Consider the following 23,995-nt stretch of genomic DNA (forward strand, 5'->3'; position numbering starts at 1 on the left):
TCCGGACCCCGCATCCGGCCCCGGCGCGCGGTCGCCCCGGGCGACGGCGCTCCGAGAACGTCCCCGGTGGTCCGGCGACCGGCTCCGCCCCCTGTGCTCAGCAGTACCATTCCCGCCCGTCAGGCGGCGAAGGAGATGATTCACGTGTCCGCTACGCCCGTGCTGGCGTTGCGCGGAGTCTCCAAGCGGTTCGGCGCCGTCCAGGCGCTCACCGATGTGGACCTGGAGATTCGCTCCGGCGAAGTGGTCGCCCTGGTCGGCGACAACGGCGCCGGCAAGTCGACCCTCGTCAAGACCATTTCGGGTGTCCACCCGATCGACGAAGGCACCATCGAGTGGGAGGGCGAAGCGGTCCGCATCAACCGGCCGAACGACGCCCAGGAGCTCGGAGTCGCCACCGTCTACCAGGACTTGGCGCTCTGCGACAACCTCGATGTCGTCGCCAACCTCTTCCTCGGCAGCGAACTGCGCAAGGCCGCCGTCCTCGACGAGATCGGGATGGAGAAGCGCGCCAAGGAACTGCTCGACACGCTGTCCATCCGGATACCCAGCGTCCGCATCCCGGTCGCCTCGCTCTCCGGCGGCCAGCGCCAGGTCGTGGCCATCGCCCGCGCCCTGATCGGCGACCCCAAGGTCGTCATCCTCGACGAGCCCACCGCCGCGCTCGGCGTCGAGCAGACCGCCCAGGTCCTCGACCTCGTCGAGCGGCTGCGCGAGCGCGGCCACGGCGTCATCCTCATCAGCCACAACATGGCCGATGTGCGCGCCGTCGCCGACAAGGTGGCCGTGCTGCGGCTGGGCCGCAACAACGGAGTCTTCGACGTGGAGACCACGTCCCACGAGGAGATCATCTCCGCGATCACCGGTGCCACGGACAACGCCGTCACGCGCCGCCAGGCCCGCACAGCCACGAAGGAGGACGCGAAGTGAGCGACCTCGCCAAGACCCCCGAGACCGCCACCGACGAGCCCGGGGCGGCGGCACCGGCCGCCGAGCCCTCGGCGGCACCCGTCCCCGCGGTGGACCCGCGCCTGCTCGTCCGCGAGGAGGGCTTCAAGGGCTACTGGTCCGAGTTCACCCGCAAGGTGCGCGGCGGCGAGCTCGGCTCGCTGCCGGTCCTCGTCGGCCTGATCGTCATCGCGATCGTCTTCCAGCTCCAGAACAGCAACTTCCTCTCCGCCAGCTCCATCGCCAACGTCGCGGTCTACAGCTCCGGCCTCGGCATCATGGCGGTCGGCATCGTCTTCGTGCTGCTGCTCGGCGAGATCGACCTGTCCGTCGGCTCGGTCGCCGGTGTCGGCGCGGCCGTCTGGGCCGTGCTCAACGTCAACCACGGCTGGAGCGACTGGTCGGCGGTGGTCGTCGCGGTGCTCTCCGGCATGGTGCTCGGCGCGCTGCACGGCTTCTTCTTCGCCAAGATCGGGGTACCGGCCTTCGTCGTCACCCTGGCCGGCTTCCTCGGCTGGAGCGGTCTGCAGGAGTGGATGATGGGCGGTGAGGGCTCGATCAACACGCCGTCCGGCAGCATCGTCGAGAACCTCACCAACTACTTCTTCGAGGACAAGGCCGTCGCGTACGGCGTCGCCCTGGTCGCCGTTCTCGCCTACGCCGCCTCGCTCCTGCTGGACAGCCGGCGCCGCGGGGCCGCGAACCTGCCCGCCCGTCCCACCACCGAGGTCCTGCTCCGCACGGGCGTCGTCGCGGTCCTGTGCTTCGCCGTCGCGTACGTCCTGAACGAGCCCGCCGGAGCCCGCGGCCTGCCGCTGGCCCTGGTGCTCTTCCTCGCCGTCCTGGTCGTCGCGGACTTCGTGGCCCGCCGGACCACCTTCGGCCGCCAGGTCTTCGCGGTGGGCGGCAACCCGGAGGCCGCGCGTCGCGCCGGCATCGACGTCGACCGGATCCGGATCACCGTCTTCGCGCTCTCCGGAATGCTGGGCGCCTTCGGCGGCCTCTTCATCGCCAGCCTCTCCGGCGGCGCCACCAAGAGCGTCGGCGGCGGCAACACCCTGATGCTGGTCATCGCGGCCGCCGTCATCGGTGGCACCAGCCTCTTCGGCGGCCGGGGCAAGGTCTGGTCCGCGCTGCTCGGCATGATCGTGATCCAGTCGATCCAGCAGGGCCTGAACATGATCGGCATGGCCAACGCCATCCAGTACATGATCACCGGCGCGGTGCTGCTGGCCGCCGTGGTCATCGACTCGGTCTCCCGGCGCACCCAGAAGACCGCGGGACGCGCGTAACTCCGCCCGGCCCGGTGCCCGGTGCCCGGTGCCCCGACACGGGCACCGGGCACTTCCGCGTGGGCATCGGGCACGGGGCGGAACGGCCCGCCCCATGCCCGATGCCCACGCGGACGGGCGGAACATTAGACTCATCGGACCGGCATGCTCGACCAGCTCAAGACGCAAGGAGGCACGGGTGGCCCTGCTGACCCGCATCGGTGGACCGCGTGACCTGGACCGGCTCACTCCCGAGCAGCTGGAACAGCTCGCCGAGGAGATCCGGACCTTCCTCGTCGACGCCGTATCGAAGACCGGCGGCCACCTCGGCCCCAACCTGGGCGTGGTCGAACTGACCATCGCCCTGCACCGGGTCTTCGACTCGCCGAAGGACAAGGTGCTGTTCGACACCGGTCACCAGAGCTATGTGCACAAGCTCCTCACCGGCCGCCAGGACTTCTCGAAGCTCAAGAGCAAGGGCGGCCTCTCCGGCTACCCCTCCCGCGCCGAGTCCGAGCACGACGTCATCGAGAACTCGCACGCCTCCACGGTGCTCGGCTGGGCCGACGGCCTGGCCAAGGCCAACGAGGTGCTGGGCAAGGACGACCACGTCGTCGCCGTCATCGGTGACGGCGCGCTCACCGGCGGCATGGCCTGGGAGGCGCTGAACAACATCGCCGCCGCCAAGGACCGCCCGCTGGTCATCGTCGTCAACGACAACGAGCGCTCCTACGCGCCGACCATCGGCGGCCTCGCCAACCACCTCGCCACGCTGCGGACCACCGACGGCTACGAGCGCTTCCTGGCCCGCGGCAAGGACCTCCTGGAGCGCACCCCCGTCGTCGGCAAGCCGCTGTACGAGACGCTGCACGGGGCCAAGAAGGGCCTCAAGGACTTCATCGCCCCGCAGGGCATGTTCGAGGACCTCGGCCTGAAGTACGTCGGCCCGATCGACGGCCACGACATGGAGGCCCTGGAGTCGGCGCTCCAGCGCGCCAAGCGCTTCGGCGGGCCCGTCATCGTGCACTGCCTCACCGAGAAGGGCCGCGGCTACACCCCGGCCCTGCTCGACGAGGCCGACCGCTTCCACGCCGTCGGCAAGATCCACCCCGACACCGGCCTCCCGGTCGCCACCTCGGGCCTCGACTGGACCTCCGTCTTCGGCGAGGAGATGGTCAAGCTCGGCAAGGAGCGCGAGGACATCGTCGCGATCACCGCGGCCATGCTCCAGCCGGTCGGCCTGACCAAGTTCGAGAAGGCGTTCCCGGACCGGATCTACGACGTCGGCATCGCCGAGCAGCACGGCGCGGTCTCCGCGGCCGGCCTCGCGACCGGCGGGCTGCACCCCGTCTTCGCGGTGTACGCCACCTTCCTCAACCGGGCCTTCGACCAGGTCCTGATGGACGTCGCACTGCACAAGTGCGGGGTGACCTTCGTCCTGGACCGGGCCGGTGTCACCGGCACCGACGGCGCCTCGCACAACGGCATGTGGGACATGTCGATCCTCCAGTGCGTGCCCACGCTCCGGATCGCCGCCCCGCGCGACGCCGACCAGGTCCGCGCCCAGCTCCGCGAGGCCGTCCAGGTCGACGACGCACCGACCGTGGTCCGGTTCTCCAAGGGCGCGGTCGGCCCGGCGGTCAAGGCCGTCGGCCGGGTCGGCGGCATGGACGTGCTGCGCGAGCCCGGCACCACCCGGCCGGACGTCCTCCTGGTCTCCGTCGGCGCGCTCGCCCCGATGTGCCTGGAGATCGCCGAGCTGCTGGAGGCCCAGGGCATCTCGACGACCGTCGTCGACCCCCGCTGGGTCAAGCCGGTGGACGAGGCCATGGCCCCGCTCGCCGAGCAGCACCGGGTCGTCGTCACCGTCGAGGACAACAGCCGCGCCGGCGGCGTCGGCTCCGCGGTCTCCCAGGCACTGCGCGACGCGGGGGTCGACGTACCGCTGCGCGACTTCGGCATCCCGCCGCGCTTCCTCGACCACGCCTCCCGCAAGGAGGTCATGGCCGAGATCGGGCTGACCGCGCCGGACATCGCCCGCCAGGTCACCGGTCTGGTGGCCAAGCTGGACGGCCGCTTCGAGAGCGAGGCCGACACCCGCTCCGTGATCGAGCCCGCCCGGGACTGACCCGGGCCGCCCCCAGGGCGCCGGAGGGCATACGGCCGATGGGCCGGTCGGGACACCCTGTACGGGTGGTCCGACCGGCCCATTCGCGTGAAATCGCCCGGTGCGTGGCTCTGCGCCGCCGATGAGGTCCCAATCATGGCGTACACGACGAGTGCGTGGAGGTACGCCGGTGACCGCCCAGCAGGACACACCACCCAGCCGTGACGGACTGTTCCGGACCAAGACGGTCGAGCAGTCCATCCGCGACACCGAGGAGCCGGAGCACGCGCTCAGGAAGTCCCTCTCCGCAGTGGACCTCACGGTCTTCGGAGTGGGCGTCGTCATCGGGACCGGCATCTTCGTCCTCACCGGGAAGGTGGCCAAGGAGACCGCGGGACCGGCCACCGCCCTCGCCTTCGTGGTCGCGGGCGTCGTCTGCGCGCTGGCCGCGCTCTGCTACGCCGAGTTCGCCTCCACCGTCCCGGTCGCCGGATCCGCCTACACGTTCTCGTACGCCTCGCTCGGCGAACTGGTCGCCTGGATCATCGGCTGGGACCTGGTGCTGGAGTTCGCGCTGGGCACGGCGGTGGTGGCGGTCGGCTGGTCCGGCTACGTCCGCTCGCTGCTGGAGAACTTCGGCTGGCACATGCCCGACGTGCTCGCCGGGCCGGACGTGGCAAAAGGATTCATCAGCTTCGACGTGCTGGCCTTCGCCCTGGTGCTCGTCCTGACGGTGGTGCTGGTGCTCGGCATGAAGCTGTCCGCCCGGGTCACCACCGTCGTGGTCGCCATCAAGGTGGCCGTCGTCCTGATCGTGATCATCGCGGGGCTGTTCTTCGTCAAGGCCGCCAACTACTCGCCCTTCATCCCCGAGGCGCAGCCGCAGCCCTCGGGTTCGGGGCTGACCGCGCCCCTGGTCCAGCTGATGTTCGGGTTCGCGCCCACCAACTTCGGCGTCATGGGCATCTTCACCGCCGCCTCCATCGTCTTCTTCGCCTTCATCGGCTTCGACGTGGTGGCCACCGCGGCCGAGGAGACGAAGCTCCCGCAACGTGACATGCCACGTGGCATCCTCGCCTCGCTCTTCATCTGCACCGTGCTCTACGTCGCCGTCTCACTGGTGGTCACCGGCATGGAGCACTACACCGATCTGTCGGTGGAGGCGCCGCTGGCCGATGCCTTCAAGGCCGTGGGCCATCCCGTCTACGCCGGGCTCATCAGCTTCGGGGCCGCGATCGGCCTCACCACCGTCTGCCTGATCCTGCTGCTGGGACAGACCCGGGTCTTCTTCGCGATGAGCCGGGACGGACTGCTTCCGCGGTTCTTCTCCAAGACGCACCCGAAGTACGGCACCCCGTACCGCCCGACCATCCTGCTCGGCGTGATCATCGCGATCGTCGCGGGGTTCACCAGCATCAACGAACTGGCGACGCTGGTGAACATCGGCACCCTCTTCGCGTTCGTCGTGGTCGCCCTGGGCGTGCTGGTGCTGCGCCGCACCCGCCCCGATCTGCCGCGCGCCTTCCGCACCCCGTGGGTACCGGTGATCCCGGTCCTCTCGGTGGCCGCTTCGGTGTGGCTGATGCTCAACCTCCCGGCGGAGACCTGGCTGCGGTTCGGCGTCTGGATGGCCATCGGCGTGATCATCTACTTCGCCTACGGACGCAAGCACAGCCGGATCAACGAGCCGGTGGGCCGCTCGTAGCCGGGGGAGGGGGCGCCCCCGTCAGCCGCCGGTGGCGGGGGACCTCTTCGCGGACTCCGGGATCGTGCCGTCCTCGCGGACGGCCTTCCAGAGGGCGCCCGCCTGCGGCTGGGCCGCCACCACGCGGTTTGGATCCTGCTCGTCGTAGGCCACCGGAAGCATGATCGTCTCCATGGTGCCGGGGTCCACACCCCTCATCGAGCGGCCGAACGCCGCGAGGGACGAGAGCGAGGCGAGCCCCTCGTCGGTGGTCAGCGCCCGGGTGGCCGAGCCGGCGATCCGGTAGGACCTGGCCGGACTGCCCAGCAGGTCCTGCGACTCGACCTCGCTCAGCAGGGCGAGGAGGAACTGCTGCTGAAGCCCGATCCGGCCGAGGTCGCTGCCGTCCCCGACGCCGTGCCGGGTGCGGACGTACGCGAGGGACTCGGCGCCGTCGAGCCGGTGCGGGCCCTTGGTGAGATCGAGGCCGGACGCCTTGTCGTGGATGTCCTGCGGTACGTCGACCGTGACGCCCCCGATGGCGTCCACCAGGTCCTTGAACCCGGAGAAGTCGATCTCCAGATAGTGGTCGATCCGGACCCCGGACATCTTCTCGACGGTCTTGACCACACAGGCCGGGCCGACCTGGGCGTAGACGGAGTTGAACATCACACGGTTCGCCGGGGGCACCGACGAACCGTCGGCCCTGGTGCACCCGGGCCGGGTCACCAGGGTGTCCCGGGGTATGGAGACGGCGACCGCCCCGGTCCGGCCCTCGGGAACGTGCACCACCATCGCGGTGTCGGACCGGGCGCCCGCGACGGCGCCGCCCCCGCCCAGCTCCCTGTTCTCGGCACCGGCCCGCGAGTCGGAGCCGAGCACCAGCAGGTTCTGGCCGCTGGTCGGCAGCTTCTCGGGCCGGTCGTCGCCGAGCGCCTTGTCGATGTCCACGCCCGTGATGTTTCCGTCGAGGCGGCTGTAGAGCCAGTAGACGGTGCCGCCCGCGGCGAGCAGCAGGACGAGCAGGACGGCGAGGGCGATCCGCAGACCGCGGCGGCGTCCGCGTCTCCGTCTCCGTCCGACGCCCGCCGGCGGACGGTGGTCGTCGGGCGTGCCCCGGGTCCTGGCGTCATGGCTCATCGTGGCCCGGTCCTCACATCTCGTGGCGGGTGGGACGTGGAGCACACGGGACGCGGGTGGGGTGCGGCCGGTCCGTGCGGGCAGGACTGAGCGTGCACTATAGAACAGGGGATCGTACGCATGGGTGTTTTGGGTGCGGGAATCATGATCTGAGCCGCTCGAACTACTATTCGTTCATGACTTGGTTGATCACGGGTGGGGCCGGCTTCATCGGGACGCATGTCGTCCGTGCGCTGCGCGAGGCCGGTGAGCCGGTCGCCGTGTACGACGACCTGTCGACGGGAGACCGCTCGCGCGTGCCCGCCGACGTCCCGTTCGTCCGGGGGTCGACGCTCGACGGGGAGCTGCTGCGACGCACCCTGGCGGACCTGTCGGTCCGGGGCGTGGTCCACCTCGCGGCCAAGAAGCAGGTGGCGGAGTCCGTCGAGCGCCCGCTGTTCTACTACCGGGAGAACGTACGGGGCCTGGAGACCCTGCTGGAGGCCGTGGCCGACAGCGGAGTGCGGGCCTTCCTCTTCTCGTCGTCGGCGGCCGTCTACGGCGTCCCCGACGTACCGATCGTGACGGAGGCGACCCCCTGCGCCCCGATCAACCCCTACGGCGAGACCAAGCTCACGGGGGAGTGGATGGTGCGCGCCGCGGGCAGGGCGCACGGCTTCGCCACCGCGTCGATGCGGTACTTCAACGTCGCGGGCGCGGCCTCCCCGGACCTCGCCGACCACGGCGTCTCCAACCTGGTGCCCATGGTCTTCGAGAGGCTGACGCAGGGGGTGGCCCCGGTCGTCTTCGGCGACGACTACGACACCGAGGACGGCACCTGCGTACGCGACTTCATCCACGTCGCCGACATCGCCTCGGCGCACCTCGCCGCGGCGCGGGCGCTCCTCGACCGGGAGCCGGGCACCGATCTGACTCTCAACGTCGGCCGCGGCGAGGGCGTTTCGGTGCGCGAGATGATCGATCTGATCGGTGCGGTGACGGGGTACGGGGCCGGGGCCGCTCCGGCCGTGGCCCCGCGACGGGCCGGGGACCCGGCACGGGTGGTCGCCTCGGCCGAGCGCATCCGCGCCGAGCTGGGCTGGTCCGCCCGGTACGACGTGCGCGAGATGGTCGTATCGGCGTGGGAGGGCTGGTGCCTCGCCCACCCCGGGGCGCGCCGCCCGGCCACCGCCGCCCCGGCCTGAGCCCGCCCAGGCCCCCCGTGCGGTCCCCGACCGGGAGCCCGCCCCGACGAGCGCCCGCGTCCCGCGCGCGGCACCGCCTCCAGGAAAGGTGACGAACGGCGATGCGCAGCGCCTCCGCACGTGAAGCGAAGCAGCGGAGCGCGCCCGTCGCGGTGCCCGCGGGCCCCGGACGGCTGCTGGGCGGCCCCTGGCTGCTCACCGGACACGACGGCAGACTGACCGTGTACGTCCACATCGACGGCTCCGTGCTCCGCTGGACCGAGTCCGCCGGCGGCCGGTCCTGGGCCGGACCGGACGTCCTGCCCGCGAAGGACATCGACCGGCTCACCGTGGTGCAGGGGCGCAGCCGTTACGCCCATCTGCTGGGGCGCCGGGTCCGGCCGAGGGCCGACGGCCGGAGCGAGGTGGACATCATGTACGCCACGCAGTACCAGACGGGCCGCCCGACCACGCAGTGGCGCTCCCTGGGCAACCCCGTCAAGGAGACCGCCGAGGCGTCCGGGACCGGCGCCCCGGCCGCCGCCGTCGCGAGGGACGGCTCCCTGTACGTCTGCGTCCCCACCGCACCGGACGGAGTGGCCCTGCGCCGCGAGGACAAGAAGGGCCGGTGGCAGGCGTGGGACCGCCTCCCGGCGTCCGGCGGCACCGACGGGCCGACGCCCGCGGCCCTCTCGTCCGGCCTGGTCGAGATCCTGGTCCCCACCCCTGACGGCGCGCTCCGGCTCCAGCAGCCGGAGCCGGGCGGCGCCCTGGCACGCGGCGAGGACGTGGCCGTCCCGCCGCCGCTGCCCGGCTCGGTGGCCGCGCTGGAGACCGCCCCCGACCGGCTCACCTACTACCTGACCGAGGCGCCGGGCGGCGGCGTTTTCGCGGTCCGGGAGGGCGAACCGCCCGTACCCCTGGGCGGCGCCCCCGGGGACGGCCGGATCTCCGCGGTCAGGGCGACCACGGGCGGGCTCGACTGCACGGTGCTCGCCGTCCGCGGCACCGATGACACGGTCCACCTCGGCATCTGCCGGACCGGGCGCGAGCGGTCCGGGTTCCGGTGGACCGGTTCCGGGATGAGCTGCGCCGGAGACCCCGCGCTGGCGGTCGACGGCGGCGGAAGAGCCGCCGTCGTGGCCGTGGGCGCCGACGGACGGCCCGTCGTCGCACGCCAGGAGGAAGGCCGCGGGCTGACCTTCGGCGACTGGATCCTGATCTGAGCGTCGCGGCCCTGCGGAGGGCCCTGGCACCGAGCAGCGAGGCCGGGGCGTTCGTGCCGAGCTGTCCGCCGCCTCGGAGCCGGGCGGTCGCGAGGGGCTGCCCGCCGCCCCGCCTCGGAGCCGGGCTGCCCCGGATCCTGGGAACCAGGGCGCCGCGCACCCCGCCGTACGCCGGACGGGCCGTACGGAGAACTCTCCGTACGGCCCGTCCGGTGCTGTCGGCCGGGTGGCGCTACGCCGGGACGCTCGCCACGCCCTGCGCGAGGAACTTTTTGCCGTTCACCCGCTCCGAGACGCCCTCACGGTCCAGGTACGGCGTGATGCCGCCCAGGTGGAAGGGCCAGCCCGCGCCGGTGATCAGGCACAGGTCGATGTCCTGGGCCTCGGCGACGACGCCCTCGTCCAGCATCAGACCGATCTCCTGCGCCACCGCGTCCAGGACCCGGTCGCGGACCTGCTCCTCGGTCAGGACGGTGTCGCCCTGCTTGAGGAGGGCGGCGACCTCCGGGTCCAGCTCCGGCTTGCCGGAGTCGTAGACGTAGAAGCCGCGCTTGCCCGCCTTGACGACCGCCGCGAGGTTCTCGGAGACGGTGAAGCGCTCCGGGAAGGCGCGGTTCAGGGTCTCGGAGACGTGCAGACCGATCGCCGGGCCGACCAGCTCCAGGAGCACCAGCGGGGACATCGGCAGGCCGAGCGGCTCGATGGCCTTCTCTGCGGCCTCGACCGGGGTGCCCTCGTCGATGACGTTCTGGATCTCGCCCATGAAGCGGGTGAGGATGCGGTTGACGACGAACGCCGGGGCGTCCTTCACCAGGACCGCGGTCTTCTTCAGCTTGCGGGCCACACCGAAGGCCGTCGCCAGCGAGGCGTCGTCGGTCTGCTCGCCGCGGACGATCTCCAGCAGCGGCAGGATCGCGACCGGGTTGAAGAAGTGGAAGCCGACGACCCGCTCCGGGTTCTTCAGCTTCGACGCCATCTCGGTGACCGAGAGGGAGGAGGTGTTGGTGGCGAGGATGGCGTGCGCCGGGGCGACCGCCTCGACCTCCGCGAACACCTGCTGCTTGACGCCGATCTCCTCGAAGACGGCCTCGATGATGAAGTCGGCGTCGGAGAAGCCCTCCGCCTTGTCCAGCACACCGGAGACCAGGGCCTTGAGGCGGTTGGCCTTGTCCTGGTTGACGCGGCCCTTGCCGAGCAGCTTCTCGATCTCGGCGTGGACGTAGCCCACACCCTTGTCCACGCGCTCCTGGTCGATGTCGGTCAGCACGACCGGCACCTCCAGGCGGCGCAGGAAGAGCAGGGCGAGCTGGCTGGCCATCAGGCCCGCGCCCACCACGCCGACCTTGGTGACCGGGCGGGCCAGGCTCTTGTCCGGGGCACCGGCCGGGCGCTTGGCACGCTTCTGGACCAGGTTGAAGGAGTAGATCCCGGAGCGCAGCTCGCCGCCCATGATCAGGTCCGCCAGGGCCTGGTCCTCGGCGTCGAAGCCGGCGGACAGGTCGCCGTCCTTCGCCGCGGCGATGATCTCCAGCGCGCGGTACGCGGCCGGGGCCGCGCCGTGCACCTTGGAGTCGGCGATGGCCCGGCCGCGCGCGACGGCCTGGTCCCAGGCGTCCCCGCGGTCGATCTCGGGGCGCTCCACCGTGAGCGTGCCGTTCAGCACGTTCGCGGTCCAGATCAGCGACTGCTCCAGGAAGTCCGCGCCCTCGAAGAGCGCGTCGGCGATGCCGAGCTCGAAGACCTGCTTGCCCTTGAGCTGACGGTTCTGGTTCAGCGAGTTCTCGATGATGACCGAGACCGCGCGGTCGGCGCCGATCAGGTTGGGGAGCAGCGCGCAGCCGCCCCAGCCCGGGACCAGGCCGAGGAAGACCTCGGGCAGCGAGAACGCGGGCAGCGCCTTGGAGACGGTGCGGTACGAGCAGTGCAGACCGACCTCGACGCCGCCGCCCATCGCCGCGCCGTTGTAGTACGCGAACGTCGGGACCGCGAGACCGGAGAGCCGGCGGAAGACGTCGTGGCCGCCCTTGCCGATGGCGAGCGCGTCGTCGTGGCTCTTCAGCAGCTCGACGCCCTTGAGGTCGGCGCCGACCGCGAAGATGAACGGCTTGCCGGTGATGCCGATGCCGGTGATCGCGCCCTCGGCGGCCTCCTTCTCGACCTGGTCGATCGCGGCGTTCAGGTTCGCCAGCGACTGCGGTCCGAAGGTGGTCGGCTTGGTGTGGTCCAGGCCGTTGTCCAGTGTGATGAGGGCGAAGCGGCCCGCACCGGCCGGAAGGTCCAGGTGGCGTACGTGCGCCTGGGTGACGACCTCGCCGGGGAACAGCTCGGCCGCACCCTTCAGAAGCTCGGTGGTGGTGCTCACTTGTCGCCTCCGGCGTTCTCGAAGTGCGGGTTCTCCCAGACGACCGTGGCGCCCATGCCGAAGCCGACGCACATGGTCGTGAGGCCGTAACGGACCTCGGGGTGCTCCTCGAACTGGCGGGCCAGCTGGGTCATCAGCCGGACGCCGGAGGAGGCCAGCGGGTGACCGTAGGCGATCGCGCCGCCGTACTGGTTGACCCGGGCGTCGTCGTCGGCGATGCCGTAGTGCTCCAGGAACGCCAGCACCTGTACGGCGAACGCCTCGTTGATCTCGAAGAGCCCGATGTCGTCGATGGACAGCCCGGCCTTGGCGAGGGCCTTCTCCGTCGCGGGGATCGGGCCGTAGCCCATGACCTCCGGCTCGACGCCCGCGAAGGCGTAGGAGACCAGGCGCATCCTGACCGGGAGGCCCAGCTCGCGGGCGACGTCCTCGGCGGCGAGCAGGGAGGCGGTGGCGCCGTCGTTGAGCCCCGCGGCGTTACCGGCCGTGACCCGGCCGTGCGCACGGAACGGGGTCTTCAGCCCGGCGAGCGACTCCATGGTCGTACCCGGGCGCATCGGCTCGTCGGCGGTGACCAGGCCCCAGCCGGTCTCCCCGGCCTCGGCGTTGGTGCGGCGCACCGAGATCGGCACCAGGTCCTGCTGGATCCTGCCGTTGGCGTACGCCTTGGCGGCCTTCTCCTGCGAGCGGACCGCGTACGCGTCGGCGCGCTGCTTGGTGATCGTGGGGTACCGGTCGTGCAGGTTCTCCGCGGTCATGCCCATGAACAGGGCGGACTCGTCGACCAGCTTCTCCGACACGAAGCGCGGGTTCGGGTCCACGCCCTCACCCATCGGGTGGCGGCCCATGTGCTCGACACCACCGGCGACGACCACGTCGTACGCGCCGAAGGCGATGGAGCCGGCCGTCGAGGTGACGGCGGTCAGCGCGCCCGCGCACATGCGGTCGATGGAGTAGCCGGGGACGGACTGCGGCAGCCCGGCCAGGATTCCGGCGGTACGGCCCAGCGTCAGGCCCTGGTCGCCGATCTGCGTGGTCGCGGCGATGGCGACCTCGTCGATCCGCGCGGGGTCCAGGTCCGGGTTGCGGCGCAGCAGCTCCCGGATGGCCTTCACGACGAGGTCGTCGGCGCGGGTCTCGTGGTAGATGCCCTTGGGGCCCGCTTTGCCGAACGGGGTGCGGACGCCGTCGACGAAGACGACGTCCCGGATGGTACGAGGCACGGTGGCTCTCCTCCAGGGTGCGGGATGGCACTGCTGCGCGGCCCGCCCGGAAGCGCGCCGCCACCATCATGCTACTTGCGGGTAACCAGACTGCCCACCCCCCACGGCGGGAGCGGTGAAGGTCACACGCGGGCGGGCCCGCCCGCCGCGGGCCGCGGCGCCGGCGCGGGGCGCCCCGGCCCGGAAACGCGGATCGCCGGACGGGCTGGAACCAGCTCGTCCGGCGATCGTGAACGCCTCATGGCCACCGGCCGCACAACCTGGCGCGATTGTGCCCCCGGCGGGCCCCTCAGACCGTCGGCGTCAGGGCGCGGAGCAGCAGCGGGGCCACCTGCTCGATCTGCCAGTGGCGCGCCCCGTACCCGGCGAGCGCGGTCTCGACCGCGTCCGGGGTCGGGTTCTTGGGCGGCTCCCAGCAGACCCGGCGCACCGTGTCCGGGGTGATCAGGTTCTCCTGCGGCATGTGCAGCCGTTCGGCGAGCTCCGACACCGCGGTGCGGGCGGCGGAGAGCCGGGCGGCCGCTGCGGGGTCCTTGTCCGCCCAGGCGCGGGGCGGCGGCGGACCGGCGAGGGTCTGGCCGGGCTGCGGGAGCTCGGCGTCGGGCAGCGCCTTGGCCCGGTCGATCGCCGCCTGCCACTGCTCCAGCTGGCGCCGCCCCATGCGGTGGCCGAAGCCGGGCAGCGCGGTCAGGGCCTGGACGTTCGGCGGGAGCGCGAGTGCCGCCTCCACGATCGCGGCGTCGCTCAGCACCTTGCCGGGGGAGACGTCACGGCGCTGCGCGACCTGGTCACGGGCGGTCCACAGCTCCCGCACCGCGGCCATCTGGCGACGGCGGCGGATCTTGTGCATGCCGGAGGTGCGGCGCCACGGGTCCTTGCGCGGCGGGGCGGGCGGCGCCGAGGCGATCGCGTCGAACTCCTCGCGGGCCCACTCCAGCTTGCCCTGCCGGTCGAGCTCCTCCTCCAGGGCGTTGCGCAGGTCGATCAGCAGCTCGACGTCGAGCGCCGCGTAGCGCAGCCAGGGGTCGGGCAGCGGGCGGGTGGACCAGTCGACGGCGGAGTGGCCCTTCTCCAGCGAGTAGCCGAGCACGTTCTCGACCATGGCGCCGAGGCCGACCCGCGGGAATCCGGCGAGCCGTCCGGCCAGCTCCGTGTCGAAGAGCCCGGTGGGGGTCATCCCTATTTCGCGCAGGCACGGCAGGTCCTGGGTGGCGGCGTGCAGGATCCACTCGCTGCCGTTCAGTGCCTGGCCGAGGCTCGACAGGTCGGGGCAGCCGACGGGGTCGATCAGCGCGCTGCCGGCGCCGTCACGGCGCAGCTGGACCAGATAGGCGCGCTGGCCGTAGCGGTACCCGGAGGCCCGCTCGGCGTCCACGGCCACCGGGCCGGAGCCCGCGGCGAAGGCGGCGACCACCCGGGCGAGGGCGTCGTCGGACGCCACCACCGGGGGAATGCCCTCGCGCGGTTCGAGCAAGGGGATCGGCGCCGGGGCGACGTCGTCCGGGGGAGCGCCCCCGGTGGTTCGCAGTGATGTGTCTGCTGCGGTCTCTTGGGCGTCGGTCACGTGTCAAGGGTATCTGTGTATGTACGGCGCCCGTCGACGGAACGTTCCGTCGACGGGCGCCGATGCATGCAAACCAGCCGGTCCCCGCCTGCGCGGGCCCGCCGGGGTGCGGACGTCAGTGGATGATTCCCGTGCGCAGGGCGACGGCGACCATTCCCGCGCGGTCTCCGGTGCCGAGCTTGCGGGCGATGCGGGCGAGGTGGCTCTTGACGGTCAGGGCGGACAGGCCCATGGAGACACCGATGGCCTTGTTGGACTGGCCCTCGGCGACCAGCCGGAGGACCTCGACCTCGCGGCCGGACAGTTCGCGGTAGCCGCCCGGGTGGCTCGGGGTGCCGGGGGGTCGGCGGTGCATACGGGCGGCGTTGGCGCCGATGGGGGCGACGCCGGGACGGGTGGGGTGGCCGATATTGGTACGTGTGCCGGTGACGACATAGCCCTTCACGCCGCCCGCGAGGGCGTTGCGTACGGCGCCGATGTCGTCGGCGGCGGAAAGGGCGAGGCCGTTCGGCCAGCCGGCTGCTCGGGTCTCGGACAACAGGGTCAGCCCGGAACCGTCGGGCAGGTGGACGTCGGCTACGCAGATGTCGCGCGGATTGCCGACGCGGGGACGAGCCTCCGCGATGGACGACGCCTCGATGACGTCACGTACTCCGAGGGCCCACAGATGGCGGGTGACGGTGGAACGGACGCGCGGGTCGGCCACGACGACCATGGCCGTCGGCTTGTTCGGGCGGTAGGCGACCAGGCTTGCGGGCTGCTCTAGGAGAACGGACACCAGGCCTCCTGGGGAGTGGCGGGACGGGCCGGCTCGGGGATGAAGCCGGGGCGAACCGTGCTTGAAGGGTCATTGACCTCTTCGGCAGCAGACCCGTGCTCCTTTAGGGGAAGATCGCGATTTGGTGAGTAACAAATTCGGGCAAATCGGGCATGCGATCGATTGTACGAAAAGAACACCGGTAACTGGGTGGCGGATATGACGCTCAGTTACCGGAGGGGGATGGTTTTCAGCCAGAGAAAAAAATTCGGAGGGAAGCCTCGGGGAAGCGGTCCGGGGGCGCGGGAGGAGGTTCAGGAGACCTGCGGGCCGCGCCGCTGGGGGAGCGTCACCACCGCCGCGTCGACGGGACCCGACGGCGGCAGCCCGGCGATCTGGCACAGCAGATCACCCCACGCCATGAGGTGCGCCGCCGTGTCCGGCACCCCGCCTCGGCCCTCCCGGGGCGTCCACGAGGCCCGGATCTCGATCTGGGTCGCCGGACGCCTCGCGCCCAGCGTGCCGAAGTAGTGCGACCCGGCCCGGGTCACCGTGCCCCCCGCCTCCCCGTACGACAGGCCGCGCGCCTCCAGCGCGCCGGTCAGCCAGGACCAGCACACCTCCGGCAGCAGCGGGTCGGAGGCCATCTCCGGCTCCAGCTCGGCCCGCACCAGCGTCACCAGACGGAAGGCGCCCTGCCAGGCGTCGTGCCCGGCCGGATCGTGGAGCAGCACGAGACGGCCGTCGGCGAGATCGTCCTCGCCGTCGACGACCGCCGCCTCCAGGGCGTACGCGTACGGGGCGAGCCGCTTGGGCGGCCTCGTCGGCTCCACCTCCAGCTCGGGGCGGAGCCGCGCCGCATGCAGCGCGTCCACCGCCGACCGGAACGCGGGCGGGACGGAACCACCCTCCTCGCTGTCCTTGCCGTCAGCGCCATCGGTTTGATCGGAGAACTGTCCCTGAGCCGGAGCCATGCGGGGAAGAGTAGGCGGAACCGGCGCTTCGCGCAGGGAGGGACACCCGGGCGGGCCCGGCTGCTTACGGCTTCGTGCGAAGATTCCTGGTGTGAGTGCCAACGATCGCCCCACGGGCCAGCAGACGAAGACCTCCGCCACCCACGGGTCGGCGTTCCTGAAGGCGTGCCGGCGCGAGCCCGTGCCGCACACGCCGGTCTGGTTCATGCGCCAGGCGGGGCGCTCGCTGCCGGAGTACCTGCGGGTGCGCGAAGGCATCCCGATGCTCGACTCCTGCACGATGCCGGAGCTGGTCGCCGAGATCACGATGCAGCCCGTCCGCCGCCACGGGGTCGACGCCGCGGTCTACTTCAGCGACATCGTCGTCCCCCTCAAGGCGATCGGCGTCGACCTCGACATCAAGCCCGGTGTCGGCCCGGTCATCGCCGACCCGATCCGTACCCGCGCCGACCTGGCCCGGCTGCGCGACCTCACCCCCGAGGACGTCTGGTACGTCACCGAGGCCATCGGCCTGCTCACCGCCGAGCTGGGCTCCACCCCCCTGATCGGCTTCGCCGGGGCACCGTTCACCCTCGCCAGCTACCTCGTGGAGGGCGGCCCGTCCCGCAACCACGAGCACACCAAGGCCCTGATGTACGGCGACCCGCAGCTCTGGGCGGATCTGCTGGACCGGCTCGCCGAGATCACCGGCGCCTTCCTCAAGGTGCAGATCGAGGCGGGCGCCTCGGCCGTCCAGCTCTTCGACTCCTGGGTGGGCGCGCTGGCCCCCGCCGACTACCGGCGCTCGGTGCTGCCCGCCTCCGCGAAGGTCTTCGACGCCGTCGCCCCGTACGGCATCCCGCGCATCCACTTCGGTGTCGGCACCGGCGAGCTGCTCGGCCTGATGGGCGAGGCGGGCGCGGACGTCGTCGGCGTCGACTGGCGCGTCCCGCTGGACGAGGCCGCGCGCCGGGTCGGACCCGGCAAGGCGCTCCAGGGCAACCTCGACCCCGCGGTGCTGTTCGCGCCGACGGCGACGGTGGAGGAGAAGGCCCAGGAGGTGCTGGACGCGGCCGCCGGTCTCGAAGGCCACGTCTTCAACCTGGGCCACGGCGTGATGCCGTCGATGGACCCCGACGCGCTCACCCGGCTCGTCGAGTACGTGCACACCCGCACCGAGCGCTGAGCCGCCGGCGCCGGGCGCCGCCCTCAGGCGGTGCCCGCCCGGCGCACCGCGGTCACCGCCTTGCGGGCCGCCACCAGGACCGGGTCCCAGACCGGTGAGAACGGCGGGGCGTAGCCCAGGTCCAGGGTGGTCATCTGCTCCACCGTCATCCCGGCCGTGAGCGCCACGGCCGCGATGTCCACACGCTTCGCCGCCCCGTCCCGGCCCACGATCTGCACCCCCAGCAGCCGCCCCGTGCGGTACTCCGCGAGCATCTTCACCGTCATGGGCCGCGTCCCGGGGTAGTAGCCCGCCCGGCCCGTCGACTCGATCGTCGCCGTGACGAACCGCAGGCCCACCGCGCGGGCGTCCTTCTCGCGCAGTCCGGTGCGGGCGATCTCCAGATCACACACCTTGCTCACCGCCGTGCCGACCACCCCGGGGAACGTCCCGTAGCCGCCGCCGACGTTGGACCCGATGATCTGGCCGTGCTTGTTGGCATGGGTGCCCAGGGCGATGTGGCGGGTACGGCCCGCCACCAGGTCGAGGACCTCGACGCAGTCCCCGCCCGCCCAGATGTTGTCGTGCCCGACCACCCGCATCGACAGGTCGGTCAGCAGACCGCCGTGCGGGCCCAGCGGCAGGCCGACGGCGCGGGCCAGCGTCGTCTCCGGCTCCACACCGATGCCGAGCACCACCACGTCCGCCGGACAGGAGGTGTCGCCCGTGGCGACCGCCCGGACCCGGCCGTCCGAGCCGGTGTGGATCGCGGTGACCTCGGCCCGGTTGACCGTGGTGATGCCCAGACCGTCCATCGCGTCGTGCACCAGCCGCCCCATGTCGGGGTCGAGCGTCGCCATCGGCTGCTCGCCGCGGTTGAGGACGGTCACCTCGAAGCCGCGCTTCAGCATCGCCTCCGCCATCTCCACGCCGATGTAGCCCGCCCCGATGACGACCGCCCGCCGGGCGCCCGGCGCCCGGTCCAGCGTCTCCAGCAGCGCCTGGCCGTCGTCCAGCGACTGCACCCCGTGCACCCCGGGCGCGTCCATCCCCGGCAGCGCGGGGCGCACCGGGCGGGCCCCGGTCGCGATCACCAGCTTGTCGAAGTCCGTCCAGTACGTCTCGCCGGTCTCCCGGTCCAGGGCCCGCACCCGCTGCCCGGCGACATCGATCTCCGTGACCTCGGTGCGCATCCGGAGGTCGATACCGCGCTCCCGGTGTCCCTGCGGTGTGCGCGCGACGAGATCGTCCCGCTCCGCCACGTCGCCGCCGACCCAGTACGGGATGCCGCAGGCGGAGTAGGAGGTGAAATGGCCCCGCTCGAAGGCGACGATGCTCAGCTCGTCGGGTCCCTTGAGCCTGCGGGCCCGGGACGCGGCGGACATGCCCGCCGCGTCCCCGCCGATGACCACCAGTCGCTCCGCCGCCATGCCAGGTCCCTTCGACACCGAGTCCGCGGGGACCACGCTACGGCCCCGGGGGCGCGGACGCGGGGCGGTCGTGTCCGGGGCGCCGACGGTGTTTGAGAGAGTGGGGACATGCAGCGTTCACCACACCGCGCGGAACCGGGCCCCGGACACGTCGTCGTCATCGGCGGGGGCATCGCCGGTCTCGCCGCCGCCCACCGACTCCTCGGCGCCGGACTGCGGGTCACCCTGCTGGAGGCCACCGACCGGCTCGGCGGCAAGCTCATGACCGGTGAGATCGCGGGTGTCCGGGTCGACCTGGGCGCCGAATCCGTGCTCGCCCGGCGCCCGGAGGCGGTCGCCCTGGCCCGCGAGGTCGGACTCGGCGACCGGCTCCAGCCGCCCGCCACGGCCACCGCTTCGGTCTGGACCCGCGACGCCCTGCGGCCCATGCCCCGGGGCCATGTGATGGGCGTGCCCGGCGACCCGGCGGTCCTCGGCGGACTGCTGACCCCGGAGGGCCTCGCCCGCGTCGCGCAGGAGCGCGACCTCACCCCGACCCCGGTCGGCGACGACGTCGCCGTCGGCGCGTACGTCGCCGACCGGCTGGGCCGCGAGGTCGTCGACCGGCTCGTGGAACCGCTGCTCGGCGGCGTGTACGCGGGCGACTCCTACCGGATCTCGATGCGTGCCGCCGTACCCCAGCTCTTCGAGGTGGCCCGGGAGGGCGGTTCGCTGCTCGACGGCGTCCTGCGCCTCCAGGAGCGGGCCGCGGCCCGGCAGGAGACCGGACCGGTCTTCCAGGGCATCGACGGCGGCATCGGCACCCTGCCCGGCGCGGTCGCCGACGCGGTGCGCGCGGCGGGCGGGGAGATCCTGACCGCCACCCCCGTCCTCGGCCTGACCCGTACCGCCGAGGTCTGGGACGTCCGCACGGACGCCCGGACGATCACCGCCGACGGCGTGGTGCTCGCCGCCCCGGCCTGGTCCGCCTCCACGCTGCTGGCCGCCGAGTCCCCCGCGGCCTCCGCCGAGCTGGCCGGGATCGAGTACGCGTCGATGGCGCTCGTCACCATGGCGTTCCGCCGCTCCGACATCGCGGCCACGGACGCGTTCGACGGCCGCTCCGGCTTCCTCGTCCCCCCGGTCGACGGCCGCACCATCAAGGCGTCCACCTTCTCCTCGCACAAGTGGAACTGGGTCGCCGACTCCGCGCCGGACCTGTTCGTCCTGCGCACCTCCGTCGGCCGCTACGGCGAGGAGGACCACATCCACCGCGAGGACCACGAGCTCGTCGACGCGTCGCTGCGCGACCTCGCCGAGGCGACCGGGCTGGCCGCGAAGCCCGTGGACACCGAGGTCACCCGGTGGACCGGCGGACTGCCCCAGTACCCCGTGGGCCACCTCTCCCGGGTCGCCCGGATCCGCGACGAGGTCGCCAAGCTGCCCGCGCTGCGGGTCTGCGGAGCGGCCTACGACGGCGTCGGCATCCCGGCGTGCGTCGCGAGCGCGCGCCGCGCCGCGGACGAGATCGCGGCCGGGCTCACCTGCGGTTCCGGCGAAGAGATCATCGCCACGTCGACCCTGGTCACGGGCACACGGAGCGAGGCGGGACAATAGCCGTATGAGTGCGCCTGAGACTGTGAAATCAAGCAAGGGCCCCAACGCGGGTAAGAAGGCCAAGGACCTCAACGAGGTCATCCGCTACACGCTGTGGTCCGTCTTCAAGCTGCGCGACGTCCTGCCCGCGGACCGCGCCGGCTACGCCGACGAGGTCCAGGAGCTGTTCGACCAGCTCGCGGCCAAGGACATCACCGTCCGCGGTACCTACGACGTGTCCGGCCTGCGTGCCGACGCCGACGTCATGATCTGGTGGCACGCAGAGACGGCCGACGAGCTCCAGGAGGCGTACAACCTCTTCCGGCGCACCCGGCTCGGCCTGGCGCTGGAGCCGGTCTGGTCGAACATGGCGCTGCACCGCCCCGCCGAGTTCAACAAGTCGCACATTCCGGCGTTCCTGGCCGACGAGACGCCGCGCAACTACATCAGCGTCTACCCCTTCGTGCGCTCCTACGACTGGTACCTGCTGCCCGACGAGGACCGTCGGCGCATGCTCGCGGACCACGGCAAGATGGCGCGCGGCTACCCCGACGTCCGGGCCAACACCGTCGCCTCCTTCTCGCTCGGCGACTACGAATGGATCCTCGCCTTCGAGGCCGACGAGCTCTACCGCATCGTCGACCTGATGCGTCACCTGCGGGCCTCCGAGGCGCGGATGCACGTCCGCGAAGAGGTCCCGTTCTACACGGGGCGCAGGAAGTCTGTTGCAGACCTGGTGGCCGGGCTCGCGTAGCGAGCGGGCTCCGACCACCCCGACCCGGAAGATCAGACGGCGGGCACCGGTGTTTCCACACCGCCCGTCGTTCCAGCGACACCGGGTCCGGCTCCGGGTGCGGCGCGCGTTCCGCGCGCCGCACCGGCGTCATTCCCACACGTACCACCCCGCGCCGGACCGTCGGCGCCGGGCCGCTGACCGGGCATCAGCGCGGTGAGCGCGCCCCCGTCAGGAGCTGCCGCCGCAGCTCGACCCTCCGCCGCAGCTGGAGCCTCCGCCGCAACTGCTGCTGGAGCAGCCGGAACCGCCGCCGCAGCCGGAGCCGCTCGATCCGCCGCAGCCGGTCCCCGAGCCGCACCCCGATCCGGAGCTGCACCCGCCACCGCCGCTGCCCCCGTCCCCGGAGCTTCCGCAACTGCCGTGCCCCGGGCTCGTACCGGCACACCACACCACCGGCGCGAGGAGCAGGGCGGAGCCACCCGTGGACGCCGCCGCCACCCCCGCCCGCGACGCGGCCGTCCGTCCGGCGGGCCGCGTCCGGGCCGCCGCGATCAGCTGGGACCGCAGCTCGGGATCGGGCAGGGCGCGCAGTCCGAGCGTGGCGACCAGCTGGGCCGGGTCCGGGTCGTGCGCCCGCGCGGCGCGGTACGCCTCGGCGGCCCGCCTGCCCGCCCTGGTGACGCGTCCCCGGGCCACGCCCGCGCAGACGAAGCCGACGACGGCGCCCACGAGCAGGGCCGGGAGCACCTGGAAGACGAGGGGCACGGAGGGGTCCGGGGAGAGCTCGTCGGAGAGCGCCTGCGAGACGGTCGCCACGACGCTGAGCGGGATGGCCAGGATGCAGACCAGTCCCTGGAGGACGCCCCAGCGGCGCCACGTCCGGCCCGCGGCGGGGGAGGCCAGCATCCCGCGCGCCGCGAGCCCGTCGCCCACCTCCTGCACCGCCGGGTGCCGCATCACCGCCTCGCGCAGGGTGTGCAGCGCCCCGCTGGGGGCCTGGGCGTGTTCCTGGAGCACCGCGCGTTCCACCGGGTCGCGGGCTTCGGCCCGGTGGACGGCGACGATTCCGGGACCGCCGACGGCGAGCCGCCCGTCAGCCTCCATCGAGGTGAGCGCGGTGTCCACGACCCTGCCCGGACCGCCGTTGAGGAAGGCGGCCTCGTACAGGTCGTGGACTGAGCCGCCGGAGCCGTTGGCGCCGCGGGCCCGCGCGAGCCCCACGGCCAGGAGGACGGAGGAGACCACGATGCCGAGATCCACCACCAGCGCCACGGTGTTCATGCCGGTCGCCTTCCGGTCAGGGCCGCGCGGGCCGCTCGTACGAACAGGGTGGTGCGGCGCGGCGGGCGCGCTCCGGCCCGGTCCTGCCACCAGTGCGTCAGCCTGCGCCGGGCGGCGGCGTCGGCGGGCAGACCCGTGATCAGCAGCTCCTCGGCGAAGTCCAGCGCGTCGCGCCGGTAGCCGCCGGACAGGGGGCGGGTGGCGGCGTACGCGAGGAAGGCGTCCCGGTAGCCGCTGCCCAGGATCTCCGGGAGCTCGGGTGCCACCTTGGCGACGACCCCGGCCCGCTTGGCGGCCAGGGCGCGGGTCTGGACGCCGAGCCGCTGCCGGTCGAAGCCCTGCGGGACCGGGCCGCCGGCGACGAGGGCGGAGAGCAGACCGGCCTGGGCGGCCGCGAGCCGGTCGCGGGTGGCGTCCGGCGGCGCGGACACGGCGGCCCACGCGGCCGACCGGGCGGGCGGGGCGGACCGTGCCGGGCGCCCGGAAGCCGCCCGGTCCAGGGTGGCGCGGATCATGTCCAGTTCGCCCGCCAGCTCCCCGGCCGGCGGGAAGTCGTCGTCGCGTTCCAGGAGGACGCCGGGCGGGTCGACCCGGGAGCGGAGTGCGGCGAGGACGTCCAGGACGGGCGCGGTGACCGGATGGGCGTGGGTGTCGTGCCAGACGCCGTCCTTCTCCACACCGCCCGCCACGTGCACGTACGCGATGGCCTCCACCGGCAGCTCGTCGAGCGCGGTGGCCGGGTCCTCGCCCCGGTTGACGTGGTTGGTGTGCAGATTGGCGACGTCGATCAGCAGCCGGACGCCGGTGCGCTCGACCAGCTCCGCCAGGAACTGCCCCTCCGTCAGCTCCTCGCCGGGCCAGGAGACCAGCGCCGCGATGTTCTCCAGGGCCAGCGGCACCGGCAGCGAGTCCTGCGCGACGCGCACGTTCTCGCACAGCACGTCCAGCGCGTCCCTGGTCCGGGGCACGGGCAGCAGATGGCCCGCCTCCAGCGCGGGCGACGAGGTGCGCGGCCCCCCGGCCCGCACGAACGCGACGTGCTCGGTCACCAGCGGCGCGGAGAGCAGCTCGGCGCGGGCGGCGAGGTCCGCGAGCCGTCCCGCGTCGGGCCGGTCGGCCCCGCCGAGGCCCAGCGACACGCCGTGCGGCACGACCGTGACGCCGCGTTCCCTGAGCCGTACCAGCGACTCGGGCAGATGGCCGGGGCAGATGTTCTCCGCCACCGCCTCCACCCAGTCGATCCCCGGCAGCGCCTCGACGGCATCCGCGATCTCCGGCCGCCAGCCGATCCCGATTCCCAGCTTCATGCCGTCCCCCCTCCTCCGTTCCGTGCAGGGCTCATGGCCCCGCGGGGCGGTGGTGAATCCGAACAGGAGGACGTTCAGAGCTTGATTTGAGGTTCCCGGCAAG

At 72.6% G+C, this 23,995-nt stretch carries 18 protein-coding genes; 9 read left to right on the forward strand and 9 right to left on the reverse strand.

Annotated elements, in window-relative coordinates; genetic code table 11:
* Positions 1–135: 135 nt before the first annotated feature.
* From ACFVFH_RS17085 to ACFVFH_RS17100, 4 genes are all read left to right on the forward strand, one after another.
* The gene (locus ACFVFH_RS17085) at positions 136–930 is read left to right on the forward strand and encodes an ATP-binding cassette domain-containing protein (RefSeq protein WP_383768797.1); all 795 of its coding nucleotides are present in this window, start codon (positions 136–138) and stop codon (positions 928–930) included.
* Positions 927–2,240 carry a sugar ABC transporter permease gene (locus ACFVFH_RS17090; protein WP_383768799.1) on the forward strand — a complete coding sequence of 438 codons (1,314 nt, stop codon included), beginning with the start codon at positions 927–929 and terminating at the stop codon, positions 2,238–2,240. Before ACFVFH_RS17085 ends, ACFVFH_RS17090 begins: the two co-directional genes overlap by 4 nt.
* A gap of 178 nt (positions 2,241–2,418) precedes the next feature.
* Complete coding sequence (gene dxs / locus ACFVFH_RS17095; RefSeq protein ID WP_383768802.1) at positions 2,419–4,347, forward strand: 1-deoxy-D-xylulose-5-phosphate synthase; 1,929 nt, start codon at positions 2,419–2,421, stop codon at positions 4,345–4,347.
* Between the two features lie 169 nt (positions 4,348–4,516).
* A complete protein-coding gene (locus tag ACFVFH_RS17100; protein ID WP_383768805.1) occupies positions 4,517–6,031 on the forward strand; it encodes an amino acid permease in 1,515 nt (504 codons plus the stop codon).
* A 21-nt stretch (positions 6,032–6,052) separates the two neighbouring features.
* Here the strand turns inward: ACFVFH_RS17100 and ACFVFH_RS17105 are convergent, their stop codons facing one another.
* Positions 6,053–7,150 (reverse strand): LCP family protein, encoded by a 1,098-nt coding sequence (locus ACFVFH_RS17105; RefSeq protein WP_383768808.1) that lies wholly within the window; start codon positions 7,148–7,150, stop codon positions 6,053–6,055.
* Positions 7,151–7,326: 176 nt separating this feature from the next.
* On the opposite strand from ACFVFH_RS17105, the gene galE reads away from it, so the two are divergent.
* Together galE and ACFVFH_RS17115 are read left to right on the forward strand one after the other, a co-directional pair.
* On the forward strand, positions 7,327–8,334 hold the full coding sequence (galE, locus tag ACFVFH_RS17110) for a UDP-glucose 4-epimerase GalE (protein ID WP_383768811.1): 1,008 nt from the start codon (positions 7,327–7,329) through the stop codon (positions 8,332–8,334).
* A gap of 101 nt (positions 8,335–8,435) precedes the next feature.
* On the forward strand, positions 8,436–9,539 hold the full coding sequence (locus ACFVFH_RS17115) for a hypothetical protein (protein WP_383768814.1): 1,104 nt from the start codon (positions 8,436–8,438) through the stop codon (positions 9,537–9,539).
* Between the two features lie 232 nt (positions 9,540–9,771).
* Here ACFVFH_RS17115 and ACFVFH_RS17120 read toward each other — a convergent pair whose 3' ends face one another.
* From ACFVFH_RS17120 to ACFVFH_RS17140, 5 genes are all read right to left on the reverse strand, one after another.
* Positions 9,772–11,901, reverse strand: a complete 2,130-nt coding sequence (locus ACFVFH_RS17120) for a 3-hydroxyacyl-CoA dehydrogenase NAD-binding domain-containing protein (protein ID WP_383768817.1) — start codon at positions 11,899–11,901, stop codon at positions 9,772–9,774.
* A complete protein-coding gene (locus tag ACFVFH_RS17125; protein WP_383768820.1) occupies positions 11,898–13,124 on the reverse strand; it encodes a thiolase family protein in 1,227 nt (408 codons plus the stop codon). Before ACFVFH_RS17125 ends, ACFVFH_RS17120 begins: the two co-directional genes overlap by 4 nt.
* A 289-nt stretch (positions 13,125–13,413) precedes the next feature.
* Entirely contained in the window at positions 13,414–14,688 is a 1,275-nt protein-coding gene (locus tag ACFVFH_RS17130) for an HRDC domain-containing protein (RefSeq protein WP_383768824.1), read from the reverse strand.
* Positions 14,689–14,803: 115 nt separating this feature from the next.
* The gene (locus ACFVFH_RS17135) at positions 14,804–15,466 is read right to left on the reverse strand and encodes a response regulator transcription factor (protein WP_024488613.1); all 663 of its coding nucleotides are present in this window, start codon (positions 15,464–15,466) and stop codon (positions 14,804–14,806) included.
* Between the two features lie 293 nt (positions 15,467–15,759).
* On the reverse strand, positions 15,760–16,419 hold the full coding sequence (locus tag ACFVFH_RS17140) for a DUF3000 domain-containing protein (RefSeq protein WP_383768827.1): 660 nt from the start codon (positions 16,417–16,419) through the stop codon (positions 15,760–15,762).
* Positions 16,420–16,510: 91 nt separating this feature from the next.
* On the opposite strand from ACFVFH_RS17140, the gene hemE reads away from it, so the two are divergent.
* Positions 16,511–17,584, forward strand: a complete 1,074-nt coding sequence (gene hemE / locus ACFVFH_RS17145) for a uroporphyrinogen decarboxylase (RefSeq protein ID WP_383768830.1) — start codon at positions 16,511–16,513, stop codon at positions 17,582–17,584.
* A gap of 23 nt (positions 17,585–17,607) precedes the next feature.
* On the opposite strand, the gene ACFVFH_RS17150 is transcribed toward hemE, so the two are convergent.
* Positions 17,608–18,993, reverse strand: coding sequence for an FAD-dependent oxidoreductase (locus ACFVFH_RS17150; protein ID WP_383768832.1), 1,386 nt, complete (start codon positions 18,991–18,993; stop codon positions 17,608–17,610).
* A 108-nt stretch (positions 18,994–19,101) separates the two neighbouring features.
* On the opposite strand from ACFVFH_RS17150, the gene hemG reads away from it, so the two are divergent.
* Both hemG and hemQ read left to right on the forward strand, forming a co-directional pair.
* Positions 19,102–20,589 carry a protoporphyrinogen oxidase gene (hemG, locus tag ACFVFH_RS17155; RefSeq protein ID WP_383768836.1) on the forward strand — a complete coding sequence of 496 codons (1,488 nt, stop codon included), beginning with the start codon at positions 19,102–19,104 and terminating at the stop codon, positions 20,587–20,589.
* A 4-nt stretch (positions 20,590–20,593) separates the two neighbouring features.
* Positions 20,594–21,322 (forward strand): hydrogen peroxide-dependent heme synthase, encoded by a 729-nt coding sequence (hemQ, locus tag ACFVFH_RS17160; RefSeq protein WP_093542266.1) that lies wholly within the window; start codon positions 20,594–20,596, stop codon positions 21,320–21,322.
* A 210-nt stretch (positions 21,323–21,532) separates the two neighbouring features.
* On the opposite strand, the gene ACFVFH_RS17165 is transcribed toward hemQ, so the two are convergent.
* On the reverse strand, positions 21,533–22,585 hold the full coding sequence (locus ACFVFH_RS17165) for a TIGR04222 domain-containing membrane protein (RefSeq protein WP_383768839.1): 1,053 nt from the start codon (positions 22,583–22,585) through the stop codon (positions 21,533–21,535).
* Positions 22,582–23,892 carry a DUF692 domain-containing protein gene (locus ACFVFH_RS17170; protein WP_383768842.1) on the reverse strand — a complete coding sequence of 437 codons (1,311 nt, stop codon included), beginning with the start codon at positions 23,890–23,892 and terminating at the stop codon, positions 22,582–22,584. The genes ACFVFH_RS17165 and ACFVFH_RS17170 overlap by 4 nt, the downstream gene beginning before the upstream one ends.
* Between the last annotated feature and the right edge of the window lie 103 nt (positions 23,893–23,995).

The sequence above is a fragment of the Streptomyces sp. NPDC057697 genome, assembly GCF_042799335.1.
In the GTDB taxonomy this organism is placed as follows: Bacteria; Actinomycetota; Actinomycetes; order Streptomycetales; family Streptomycetaceae; genus Streptomyces.

Bases quoted from the DNA above. Each gene is read 5' to 3' on its own strand.
- ACFVFH_RS17150 (WP_383768832.1), bottom strand. From the start codon at position 18,993: ATGGCGGCGGAGCGACTGGTGGTCATCGGCGGGGACGCGGCGGGCATG.
- ACFVFH_RS17105 (WP_383768808.1), bottom strand. From the start codon at position 7,150: ATGAGCCATGACGCCAGGACCCGGGGCACGCCCGACGACCACCGTCCG.
- hemG (WP_383768836.1), top strand. From the start codon at position 19,102: ATGCAGCGTTCACCACACCGCGCGGAACCGGGCCCCGGACACGTCGTC.
- ACFVFH_RS17115 (WP_383768814.1), top strand. From the start codon at position 8,436: ATGCGCAGCGCCTCCGCACGTGAAGCGAAGCAGCGGAGCGCGCCCGTC.
- hemQ (WP_093542266.1), top strand. From the start codon at position 20,594: ATGAGTGCGCCTGAGACTGTGAAATCAAGCAAGGGCCCCAACGCGGGT.
- ACFVFH_RS17165 (WP_383768839.1), bottom strand. From the start codon at position 22,585: ATGAACACCGTGGCGCTGGTGGTGGATCTCGGCATCGTGGTCTCCTCC.
- ACFVFH_RS17140 (WP_383768827.1), bottom strand. From the start codon at position 16,419: ATGGCTCCGGCTCAGGGACAGTTCTCCGATCAAACCGATGGCGCTGAC.
- galE (WP_383768811.1), top strand. From the start codon at position 7,327: ATGACTTGGTTGATCACGGGTGGGGCCGGCTTCATCGGGACGCATGTC.
- ACFVFH_RS17170 (WP_383768842.1), bottom strand. From the start codon at position 23,892: ATGAAGCTGGGAATCGGGATCGGCTGGCGGCCGGAGATCGCGGATGCC.
- ACFVFH_RS17085 (WP_383768797.1), top strand. From the start codon at position 136: ATGATTCACGTGTCCGCTACGCCCGTGCTGGCGTTGCGCGGAGTCTCC.